The sequence below is a fragment of the Bacillus sp. FJAT-14266 genome (assembly GCF_001719225.1).
Classification (GTDB): domain Bacteria; phylum Bacillota; class Bacilli; order Bacillales; family Bacillaceae; genus Bacillus; species Bacillus subtilis.
Window position 1 is genome coordinate 3,271,865 of record NZ_CP017072.1, and the last position, 11,406, is coordinate 3,283,270.

The 11,406-nt window shown below is 42.7% G+C and carries 11 protein-coding genes; 5 read left to right on the top strand and 6 right to left on the bottom strand.

Features of this window, described 5'->3' with window-relative positions:
* Positions 1 to 54: 54 nt before the first annotated feature.
* Positions 55 to 1,059, bottom strand: a complete 1,005-nt coding sequence (lytE, locus tag BGM23_RS16935) for a peptidoglycan endopeptidase LytE (protein ID WP_015715576.1) — start codon at positions 1,057 to 1,059, stop codon at positions 55 to 57.
* Positions 1,060 to 1,587: 528 nt separating this feature from the next.
* Here lytE and phoA point away from each other — a divergent pair.
* Entirely contained in the window at positions 1,588 to 2,973 is a 1,386-nt protein-coding gene (gene phoA / locus BGM23_RS16940) for an alkaline phosphatase PhoA (RefSeq protein ID WP_082359951.1), read from the top strand.
* Between the two features lie 29 nt (positions 2,974 to 3,002).
* Here the strand turns inward: phoA and spoVR are convergent, their stop codons facing one another.
* Positions 3,003 to 4,409, bottom strand: coding sequence for a stage V sporulation protein SpoVR (spoVR, locus tag BGM23_RS16945; protein ID WP_003233364.1), 1,407 nt, complete (start codon positions 4,407 to 4,409; stop codon positions 3,003 to 3,005).
* A gap of 162 nt (positions 4,410 to 4,571) precedes the next feature.
* On the opposite strand from spoVR, the gene BGM23_RS16950 reads away from it, so the two are divergent.
* The 3 genes from BGM23_RS16950 to lytF all read left to right on the top strand — a co-directional run bounded on the left by BGM23_RS16950 (position 4,572) and on the right by lytF (position 8,268).
* The gene (locus BGM23_RS16950; protein ID WP_014479294.1) at positions 4,572 to 6,098 is read left to right on the top strand and encodes a mechanosensitive ion channel; all 1,527 of its coding nucleotides are present in this window, start codon (positions 4,572 to 4,574) and stop codon (positions 6,096 to 6,098) included.
* A 107-nt stretch (positions 6,099 to 6,205) separates the two neighbouring features.
* Complete coding sequence (gene nsrR / locus BGM23_RS16955; RefSeq protein WP_014479293.1) at positions 6,206 to 6,646, top strand: nitric oxide-sensing transcriptional repressor NsrR; 441 nt, start codon at positions 6,206 to 6,208, stop codon at positions 6,644 to 6,646.
* 152 nt (positions 6,647 to 6,798) lie between these two features.
* Positions 6,799 to 8,268, top strand: coding sequence for a peptidoglycan endopeptidase LytF (lytF, locus tag BGM23_RS16960; protein ID WP_029726340.1), 1,470 nt, complete (start codon positions 6,799 to 6,801; stop codon positions 8,266 to 8,268).
* Between the two features lie 41 nt (positions 8,269 to 8,309).
* On the opposite strand, the gene BGM23_RS16965 is transcribed toward lytF, so the two are convergent.
* Positions 8,310 to 8,633 (bottom strand): YqzG/YhdC family protein, encoded by a 324-nt coding sequence (locus tag BGM23_RS16965; protein WP_029726341.1) that lies wholly within the window; start codon positions 8,631 to 8,633, stop codon positions 8,310 to 8,312.
* Positions 8,634 to 8,833: 200 nt separating this feature from the next.
* On the opposite strand from BGM23_RS16965, the gene BGM23_RS16970 reads away from it, so the two are divergent.
* Positions 8,834 to 9,076 (top strand): YhdB family protein, encoded by a 243-nt coding sequence (locus tag BGM23_RS16970; protein ID WP_003233373.1) that lies wholly within the window; start codon positions 8,834 to 8,836, stop codon positions 9,074 to 9,076.
* Between the two features lie 14 nt (positions 9,077 to 9,090).
* Here BGM23_RS16970 and yhdA read toward each other — a convergent pair whose 3' ends face one another.
* From yhdA to yhcY, 3 genes are read right to left on the bottom strand one after another with little or no spacing between them, the layout of a single operon-like run.
* Entirely contained in the window at positions 9,091 to 9,615 is a 525-nt protein-coding gene (gene yhdA, locus BGM23_RS16975; RefSeq protein ID WP_029726342.1) for an FMN-dependent NADPH-azoreductase, read from the bottom strand.
* Entirely contained in the window at positions 9,612 to 10,259 is a 648-nt protein-coding gene (yhcZ, locus tag BGM23_RS16980; protein ID WP_024573282.1) for a two-component system response regulator YhcZ, read from the bottom strand. Before yhcZ ends, yhdA begins: the two co-directional genes overlap by 4 nt.
* On the bottom strand, positions 10,256 to 11,395 hold the full coding sequence (yhcY, locus tag BGM23_RS16985) for a two-component system sensor histidine kinase YhcY (protein ID WP_029726343.1): 1,140 nt from the start codon (positions 11,393 to 11,395) through the stop codon (positions 10,256 to 10,258). The genes yhcZ and yhcY overlap by 4 nt, the downstream gene beginning before the upstream one ends.
* Positions 11,396 to 11,406 lie beyond the last annotated feature (11 nt).

The window sequence follows — 11,406 nt, forward strand, 5'->3', positions numbered from 1 at the left end:
TATGCTCCGTCTAATAAAAAAAACCCGTTCCAATGAACGGGTTTTCTCTAAAAATTAGAATCTTTTCGCACCGAGGTAACGAGGCTTCCAGTAGCTGTTGTTCAGGCTGCTGATTTGTACGCCGTCAGATCCTGCATGAATGAAACTGTTGTTTCCAATGTAAATCCCCATGTGAGAAGGGCCGGATTTATATGTTGTGAAGAAGACGAAATCACCAACAGACGGGCTGGCAATGCTCTTCATAGAACTCCAGTATCCTGCAGTGCTTGTTCTGCCCACACTTGTTTGTTTATTCAGTACGTACCAAATGAATCCGCTGCAGTCAAAGCCGGAAGTTGTCGTTCCGCCCCATTTATATGGCGTTCCGACTAACGCTTTTGCATCAGAAACCAGCTTGCTCACATTAAGTGATGTAGATGACGTTTTGCTGCTTGAAGATGATGAAGATGAAGCAGGTTTTGAGCTGCTTGTGCTTGTTCCTTTCACCTTCAATACTTGGTTGACATAGATTACATCTGATTTTAATCCGTTTAAGCTTTTTAATTTGCTAACCGTAGTGCCGTATTTGCTCGCAATTTTAGAAAGGCTGTCTCCGCTCTTTACTTTATAAGTAGAAATTGAAGACGATGACACTTTTGATGAGCTGGAGCTGCTTGAACTAGTTGAACCTTTCAGTTTCAGGACTTGTCCAACACGAAGCAAATCTGATTTTAAGCCATTCAGCTTCTTCAGTTCATTGATTGTCATGCCGTATTTTTTTGAAATTTTCCAAAGGCTGTCCCCGCTCTTTACTTTGTATGTAGAAGAAGAGGAAGAAGAACTGCTGCTTTTTGAACTTGTAGATTTGCCGTTAATCGATAAAGTTTGTCCCACATAAATAATGTCTGAACGAAGGTGGTTCTCTGATTTAATTTTACTGATCGTTGTGTCGTATTTTCTTGAAAGATCCCATAACGTGTCGCCTTTTTTCACCTTAATGCTTTGTGCAGATGCCGCTCCTGCAAATAACGTCGATCCTAAAACAACTGCTGTCGTAGCTGTAATGATTTGCTTTTTCATATTTTCCTCCCCAAATGTTAACTCTCTATATATGTATCTCTTTTTTTAATTAATCTTATTGATTTCTATTATAAGGATAGATTCCCATCAGAAATAGTCTTGACTTCATGTGACAAATTTCTTAATTATTCGTTCTAAAAAAAAGTTTTTAAGGGTATTAAATATTTCATTTTCGTTGCAAAGGTGACAAAAAACGAGTGCTTTTGTCATGTTTTATGGGATGTTTTTCAACATAAAGGAAATAAATGAAAAACTTTCGGGGTCGGCTCACATACCTGAAAAATGAGTGATAAAGAATATTCGAGGAGAGCTGCGGTTATCCGCAGTTTTTTTATTTAAACAAACATATCATGCAAAGACAGAGAGGTAAAGATTTTTCTGAAAAATGAATGCTTTACATCAAATAAGGCAAGATAACGGAAAGCGTTTTTTCATTTCCTTACAAGACTTTACTTATTGTTTACATGATCAACAGCCGCATTTAACAAAATTTCCCTAACATGATAAACGGAATACATTAAAGGAGGCATGAAAAAAATGAGTTTGTTTCAAAATATGAAATCAAAATTTCTGCCAATCGCCGCTGTTTCTGTCCTTACAGCTGGAATCTTTGCCGGAGCTGAGCTGCAGCAAACAGAAAAGGCCAGCGCCAAAAAACAAGACAAAGCTGAGATCAGAAATGTCATTGTGATGATAGGCGACGGCATGGGGACGCCTTACATAAGAGCCTACCGTTCCATGAAAAATAACGGTGACACACCGAATAACCCGAAGTTAACAGAATTTGACCGGAACCTGACAGGCATGATGATGACGCATCCGGATGACCCTGACTATAATATTACAGATTCAGCAGCAGCCGGAACAGCATTAGCGACAGGCGTTAAGACATATAACAATGCAATTGGCGTCGATAAAAACGGGAAAAAAGTGAAATCAGTACTTGAAGAGGCCAAACAGCAAGGCAAGTCAACAGGGCTTGTCGCCACGTCTGAAATTAACCACGCCACTCCAGCCGCATATGGCGCCCACAATGAATCACGGAAAAACATGGACCAAATCGCCAACAGCTATATGGATGACAAAATAAAAGGCAAACATAAAATAGACGTGCTGCTCGGCGGCGGAAAATCTTATTTTAACCGCAAGGACAGAAACTTGACAAAGGAATTCAAACAAGCCGGCTACAGCTATGTAACAACGAAACAAGCATTGAAGAAAAATAAAGATCAGCAGGTGCTCGGGCTTTTCGCAGATGGAGGGCTTGCTAAGGCGCTCGACCGTGACAGCAAAACACCGTCTCTCAAAGAAATGACTGTTTCAGCAATTGATCGCCTGAACCAAAATAAAAAAGGATTTTTCTTGATGGTCGAAGGGAGCCAGATTGACTGGGCGGCCCATGACAATGATACAGTAGGAGCTATGAGCGAGGTTAAAGATTTTGAACAGGCCTATAAAGCCGCGATTGAATTTGCGAAAAAAGACAAACATACACTTGTGATTGCAACTGCTGACCATACAACCGGCGGCTTTACCATTGGCGCAAACGGGGAAAAGAATTGGCACGCAGAACCGATTCTCTCCGCTAAGAAAACACCTGAATTCATGGCCAAAAAAATCAGTGAAGGCAAGCCGGTTAAAGATGTGCTCGCCCGCTATGCCAATCTGAAATTCACATCTGAAGAAATCAAAAGCGTTGAAGCAGCTGCACAGGCTGACAAAAGCAAAGGGGCCTACAAAGCCATCATCAAGATTTTTAATACTCGCTCCAACAGCGGATGGACGAGTACCGATCATACCGGCGAAGAAGTACCGGTATACGCGTACGGCCCCGGAAAAGAAAAATTCCGCGGATTGATTAACAATACGGACCAGGCAAACATCATATTTAAGATTTTAAAAACTGGAAAATAAAAAGGATGCAGAACGCTGCATCCTTTTTTTTATAAATATCTGCGGTGAACACCTTTTCCGTCGTACGAAAACATGACTTCCTTATCCTCAAGCACAGACTCAATGTGCACGCTTCTTCCCCAAAGCTGGAATAAATAAGGGAGCACTTTCTCCAAATATTTCAAATCTAACTCTATTCCTTCATACCAATGCTTAATATAGAGCTCGTTATTTTTCATATAATCGCCGTCGTTTACTGTCAAATATGGAAAACCGCCATTTACCCGCATGCTTACGAGCTGGTCGCGCACCGACTTCCACTGTTTATCGATGATTTTATAATCTCGGCCCTGTTTTTGAAACAAATAAAGATCCTCGCGCATGACTAATTCTTTGGTTAAATAATTGCGGATGAAAGAGATATCGGATTCAATCTCCCTGACCTCAAACATTTTCTCCCGGCCGGAGTCAGGCTGCACGCCCATTTTCTTCATTTCCTCCGTCGGGTTGTTGTACCTCTTTTCAATGTCTTCAAATATTTTCAGCCCTAAATAATAAGGATTAATGCCTGTTTTGGACGGCTGAACGACACCTGCATTCAGCTTGGCGAACTCGATCGCTTCATCAGAGGTTAAATCAAGCTCACGTATAATTCGCTGGTGCCAATAGGAAGCCCAGCCCTCATTCATAATCTTGGTTTCCAGCTGAGGCCAGAAATAAAGCATTTCCTCTCTCATCATCGTTAATATATCACGCTGCCATGGCTCCAGCTCCCGGGAATGCTCCTCGATAAAAAGCAGGATATCTTTTTCAGGCCGCGGCGGGAACGGTTTTTTCGATTTTTTCACTTGTTTTTTCGGTTTCTTTTCATCCAAAGACCATAGATCATCGTAAGGCGTGGCTGCCTCTTCAATCTCCTCTTCCTCATCATCCACACTCCATTGGAGCTTTGGTCGGACCAACGACGGATCGATATGCTCCTGAATCGAAAGGATTGCATCTAAAAAAGATTCGACTTCTTTTATCCCGTGAACCTGTTCATAGTGTTTTATCCGTTCAGCTGTTGCCGCCATGCTTTCCACCATATCGCGCTTCGTGTTTTGGAAACGGCAGTTGTTTTTGAAGAAATCGCAATGAGCAAGAACGTGTGCGACAATCAATTTATTTTGGATCAGTGAGTTGCTGTCCAGCAAAAAAGCGTAGCATGGATCTGAGTTAATGACCAGCTCATAGATCTTACTTAAACCTAGATCATAGTGCAGCTTCATCTTGTGAAACTGCTTGCCGAAGCTCCAGTGGCTGAATCTTGTCGGCATCCCGTACGCGCCAAATGTATAAATAATTTCAGCCGGGCAGATTTCATATCTCATCGGGTAGAAATCAAGGCCGAATCCTTTTGCAATTTCGGTAATTTCCTCAATTGCCCGCTGTAATCCCTTCTTCTCCTCCGCGTTCAACCGAATCCCCCCTACTTGGACTTATCTATAATGTATGAGCCCGCCAGACAAAAGATGATAGTCTCACTCGTGCAAGAAAAAAATCCCCCGGCACATTCATCTGTTTGCTTATTGGATCAGTGGGTAAACACACACCATACTACGAAAAAGGAGCGATACCAATTGAATGTAGCAGACGTGTTTTCTTCTTATCTCAGTAAGCTGCCAAACGTAATCATTGCTTTACTCGTCTTATTAATCGGCTGGGCTATTGCTAAAATTATTGAAAAAGCTGTATACAAAGGACTCAGCAAAACAAAAATCGACGACAAGCTCTTTGCTGGGAAAAAGCCTTCACGCTATTCCTCGGAAAAAGTCATAAGCAAGGTCGTTTATTTTATCGCACTGATCATCGTCTTTATTTTATTCTTTAACATTTTACACCTGACAACAGTGGCATCGCCGTTTGTCAGTATGCTTTCGGCGATTGCAGCCGCGATCCCAAGCGTGCTGAAAGCTGGACTCATTCTGCTGTTAGGATGGGCTGCAGCCTCTGTTTTAAGCTTCCTTGTCAAAAAAATCGGGATGAAGCTGAACACGAGTGACAAACTGCGCAAGTGGAATTTGGTGTCTGAAGGAAAAGATATTCACCAGGCTGTCAATACCGCTTCACAAATTGTCTTTTATCTCGTGCTGCTTGTTTTTCTGCCAGGGGTCTTATCTTCTTTGAAAATCAGCGGCATTTCAGGTCCTTTTACAAATATGATGGAAAGCGTGCTCGCTTTTCTGCCGAAATTATTTGCAGCGGCGCTTATCGTATTAATCGGATGGCTTGTTGCCCGCCTTGTCCGTGATATCATTACGAATTTCCTTGCAAGCATCGGCACGGAAAGATTCGCGGCACGTATGGGTTTATCAATTTACTTAAAAGACACAAGCCTTTCAGCAGTCATCGGAACAATCGCTTATGTGCTCATTATGATTCCGGTGGTCATTTCAGCGCTTGATCAGCTGGATGTCGCCGGCATTTCAAAACCAGCTGTCTCTATGCTGAATACGATTTTAAACATGCTTCCGAACATCATGATTGCCATCGTGCTTGTATTAGCGGGTATCTGGGCAGGAAAATGGGTGAAATCCATGGTGTCCGGACTGCTCCATCGCGCAGGCTTTGATTCTGTCTTAGGGAAAATGGGCATGGAAGCCGGAACGCCTGCAAAGCTGTCCTTGTCTCAAGTTGTCGGTATGATTGCGCAAATCATTGTCATTCTGCTCTTTACAGCTGAGGCGCTTCAAATTGTTCGGCTGCACTTCCTCGTAGAAATTGCCACTGGCATCATCGCGTATCTACCGAATGTCCTTGTCGCAGTATTCATTCTCGGACTCGGCCTTTACGCAGGAGAATTGGTGAGAAAAGTGCTCTCAAGCATGATAAAAGGCCAAGAATTCAAGTCTTTAGCGCCTATTGCTAAATATACGATTATCGCACTTGCTTTCTTTATGGCCCTGGATCAGCTTGGTGTCGCTGCGACAATCGTCAATTCCGCGTTTATCATCGTTCTTAGCGGCTTCGCACTCGCTTTCGGTTTATCCTTCGGCCTTGGCGGTAAGGATTTTGCATCACGTTATCTGTCTACATTTGAACGCAAAATGCAAAACACAGAAATCGAAAAAAACCGAAAAAACCAAAATCCGCCGAATGACATGTAAGCAAAAAACATGCACCCAGCTGGGTGCATGTTTTTTTAATTCCTTTTTTTTCATTTTTCAATCGATTATGATAAGATATAGAAAATGTCTTATTCTGAGGTCTTATTATGAAGTTAACCAATTATACAGATTATTCATTAAGAGTGTTGATTTTTCTGGCTGCAGAGCGTCCCGGAGAACTTTCAAATATAAAACAGATTGCCGAAACGTATTCTATTTCAAAAAATCATCTCATGAAAGTCATATACAGGCTCGGCCAGCTCGGCTACGTAGAAACGATACGCGGACGGGGCGGCGGCATACGATTAGGCATGGAACCTGAAGACATCAACATCGGTGAGGTTGTCAGAAAAACGGAAGACGATTTTAATATTGTTGAATGTTTTGATGCGAACAAGAATCTCTGTGTTATTTCCCCGGTTTGCGGCTTAAAACATGTGCTGAATGAAGCTCTTTTAGCCTACCTCGCAGTTTTAGACAAATACACACTGCGCGACCTCGTCAAAAACAAAGAAGATATCATGAAGCTTTTAAAAATGAAGGAATAGATTAAGATTCCTTCTTTTTTTATGCCCTTTTTCCCCCTTATTGTTAAGATAATTTGGCTATTTTTATAAAAAGGCAAAACGATGAGACAAATGTGCCGATATAAAAAAGAAACAGCAAATGCAAAATCATTGGGGGAAAAAGGAGAGCTAAGATGAAAAAGAAATTAGCAGCAGGGCTGACAGCATCTGCGATTGTCGGCACAACTTTAGTAGTGACACCAGCTGAAGCAGCAACGATTAAGGTCAAAAGCGGAGATTCTTTATGGAAACTGGCCCAAACCTATAACACAAGTGTGGCGGCCCTCACATCCGCCAATCATCTTTCGACTACTGTTCTGTCGATCGGCCAGACGCTTACTATTCCAGGCAGCAAATCCAGCACTTCTTCATCTACTTCAAGCTCAACAACCAAGAAGAGCGGAAGTTCTGTTTACACAGTGAAAAGCGGAGATTCACTTTGGCTGATCGCAAATGAGTTTAAAATGACCGTGCAGGAACTGAAAAAATTAAACGGACTAAGCAGCGATTTAATTCGTGCTGGGCAGAAATTAAAGGTGTCCGGTACAGTTTCTTCAAGCTCTAGTTCCAGTAAAAAAAGCAACTCTAATAAGAGTTCAAGCTCCAGTTCAAAAAACAGTTCTAATAAGAGTTCAAGTTCTTCATCTTCTACGGGAACATATAAGGTGCAGCTTGGAGATTCACTTTGGAAAATTGCAAACAAAGTCAATATGTCCATCGCTGAATTGAAGGTCTTGAACAACTTAAAATCAGACACCATTTACGTGAATCAGGTGTTGAAAACAAAATCAAGCGGCTCTGATACGTCTTCTAAAGACAATTCATCCAAATCGAACCAAACTTCAGCAACAACTAAATATACCGTTAAAAGCGGTGATTCACTTTGGAAAATCGCAAACAACTATAACCTGACTGTACAGCAAATCCGAAATATCAACAATCTGAAATCAGATGTGCTTTACGTTGGACAAGTATTGAAGCTGACAGGTAAAGCATCTTCAGGCTCTTCATCATCGTCGTCTTCTTCTTCGTCAAATGCAAGCTCCGGCACGACGACTACATACACGGTGAAAAGCGGTGATTCCTTATGGGTGATTGCACAAAAATTTAATGTAACAGCTCAGCAGATTCGTGAGAAAAACAATTTAAAAACGGATGTCTTGCAGGTTGGCCAAAAGCTGGTCATTTCCGGAAAAGCTTCATCATCGTCTTCATCCGGTTCTTCAAACACCACCAGCTCAACGAGTGCGAAGATTAACACAATGATTTCGGCCGCTAAAGCGCAGCTTGGGGTTCCGTATCGCTGGGGAGGCACGACACCGTCCGGGTTTGACTGCAGCGGATTCATTTACTATGTACTGAACAAAGTCACATCCGTATCTAGATTAACGGCAGCGGGATATTGGAACACAATGAAATCAGTTAGCCAGCCTGCTGTCGGAGATTTTGTTTTCTTTACAACATATAAAGCCGGCCCTTCCCACGTCGGAATTTACCTAGGCAACGGGGAATTCATAAATGCCAACGATTCCGGAGTTGTCATTTCCAATATGAACAACTCTTACTGGAAACAGCGCTATCTCGGTGCAAAACGATATTTCTAAAAACAGAAACTGTGCGGCCTTAACGGCTGTACAGTTTTTTATTAGAGCCTAAAGACGTTGATGCTGATCATATGATTTGTCACCGGATGAAAATAGACTTCGGCCCGAACAGAAAAAGTGTCATCTTTCTGTCTGACTGTTACCCGAAAGACATCTTTCGTCTGCTGATCATTCACCTCTGTACGCCCCATATAAGCATAATCAGAAAATGAAGCGTCCTTATATTCATCCTGAATTTTGCTCCAGGCAAGCTGTTCCCACTTTTGAACGGACTCGTTTGTGTCCGTTGAATGACCTTTTGCAGCCATTGACACGATAATCAATCCGCAAAAAAGAAGCGCGATGGTATATGGCTGAGATTTCATTTTTTCAGTCTCCTGTACCCAGAATATGTTCCCTCATAGGTTTACCAAAAGCGATATCTTCATTCAGGCATTTTGATTTTATGTCTCCCTCATATTGCTACCCCTTTACTGCCGCAGACGCCAAGTTTTGTCCCGTCAATTACAGAGGATGCGGCATAAACTAATCATGAACTTCTCACCCAAGAAAGGAGAAGCGATTCATGGATTATGCCGATTACGATAAAGCGCTTTATTACACCCATCGTTCTCAATGGGATAATTTATTAATTTTAATGGTGCGTACAGAGGACGATTTGTTGTCAAAACGAATTGAGCATTTTCTGCATGCGTATCATTTTGAACAGGATTACGCCGTTTTAGAAAAGATGCTGTATTCCCTTCTCCGTTATATTGATCATGCCACAGAGCTGACTTATGAAGATCAAATAGCCCTTCTCACATAAACAAATCCCGGCGTTTAGACGCCGGGATTTCCTGCTTTTGCGAACATGCTGAGTTCTTCGACAAGCTCTTTTAAGCTTTCCTTAATGTTTTCAGCCACTGTAGCATTTTCAACATCAATATGCACCGGATCAAGCACCAGCTGCTTCGGAATGACATTGGCGTAGACACCCCGCATCACAGTTCTCATATTGTTCAGCGCATTGATGCCGCCTTTTCCGCCTCCCGCTACTGCCAATAATGCAACGGGCTTATATTTGAATTGTTCGCTGCTTAGAAAATCCAAGGCATTTTTTAAAGCGCCGCTCATGCCGCTGTGATATTCAGGCGATAATAATACAATCGCATCCGCTTTCGTAACGCGTTGCTTAAGCTCCTGTACTTTCAACAGTTCAGATTGTTCCGCTTCACCGTTAAAAACGGGCAATACAAACTCGCTTAGATCAATCAAATCCGTGTGATACAGAGCTGCAATATAGGATGCTGCAATTCTTGTTCTGCCATGTTTTCTTGGCGTGCCATTTATGACTAACATGTTCATTTTGAGATCTCTCCATTCAGATTATATTTCACTGCGAAAAGCGCTGCTTGCGTGCGATCAGCCACTTCAAGTTTTGCTAAAAGATTCGATACATGGGTTTTTACTGTTTTTTCTGAAATAAACAAGGCTGCTGCGATTTCTTTATTGCTTTTCCCGTTCGCTATTTCAGTCAGAACGTCTTTTTCCCTTCTTGTTAATTGATAGTATTTTTCTTTTTCCGGGTCGTGCTGATTTTTCATATGTGTCAGCACATGGGGCATAATAGCTGTAGAAAGCTTGTATTCGCCACCATGCACTTGTCTTAGTGTTTTCACCAATTCCTCGGGCTCCGTATCCTTTAATTGATACGCCTTCGCGCCTGCCTGAAGCGCGGGGATGACGTGCTCCTGATCAGAGTAGCTCGTCAGCACAATGATATCCGTCTCCGGAAATTGCTGTATTGCTTTTTTAATGGCTTGAATGCCGTCCATCTCGGGCATAGACAGATCCATTAGCACAAGATCCGGCTTTGTCTCTTCGATGACACGGAGAGCTTCTATTCCGGTTGCAGCTTCTCCGACAACTTCAATATCATCCTGGGTGGCAAAGAAAAAACGCAGACCCTTTCTGACAACATGATGATCATCAGCAATGACAATTTTCATACCGCCCCTCCTTTTCGGCTTGTTAGCGGAAGCCTGATGGACAGCTTTGTTCCAGTTCCAAGCGCTGACTCAATCCAAAACTTAGCTCCGGCTTTTTCCGCCCGTTCTTTCATACCCTTGATGCCAAGTGAAGGCAGACCGGCATGCGCTTCATAGCGAAATCCTGCCCCATGATCGATGATATCCAGCTCCGCATGGCACAAAGAAGCAGTCAGACTAACATAAGCCGTATCCGTTCCGGCATGCTTTTTGCAGTTATTTAAAGCTTCCTGTACGACACGCCATAACATATGCTCCTGCTCATCAGTCAGAACAGGACTGCCTTTTTGTGTAAAAATGATCTTCAATCCAATGAGCGCACCATAGCTTTTAATGGCTTCAGCCAGCCCTTTTTCCAATCCTCCGGGGCGAAGCTGCCAAATTAACGCTTTCATTTCTGCGAGCGCGTCCTGTGATAGGTTTTGGATGAAATCAATCATCTGCTGTAAATTCTCATCTTTTGTTAGTGTCTTCGCAGCTTTGGCAGTTAAACTGACGGAAAACAGCATTTGATTGACAGAATCGTGAAGCTCCTGAGCGAGTCGGTTACGCTCCATTAAAAGAGCATTTTTTTGTTGATATTCAGAAAGCCTCATACGCTGGATTGCCGTTCCGATCTGAAAGGCGACAGACTCGAGTAAATGCAGCTCTTCCTCATCAAACATGGTTTTTCCGGCCGCCGCTACATTTAACAATCCGAATCTTCTGTCCCCGTCTTCTAAGGGCACAGTTGCATGATGCGTAATCCCTTCTGTGTCAAAACAATGCAGGTTTTCTGCTGATTCGATGCGTTTGCAGTTCATGATATTTGCAGCCTTTCTAAGCCCTCCGTTATTGAATTTCGTCAGGCAGTAACACTCCCCTTCGCACATCAGCACTTTTTCCTTGCGGCTTAAAGCCGGGGGCAGATAAGCGTCGGCCGCTAACGTATAAGACCCATCTTCTTCGATCAGAAAAATCCATCCGGATTGAAGGTTTGTCAGACTCAGCAACTCTTTTAAAACCTCATCCAGTGTTGCTTTGATATCGTGCCCTTGATTTAAGGTTTCCGCAATCGTTTTCAGCGTTTTTAATTTTTCCATCCTCGTTTTGCTCACGTTTCTCACTC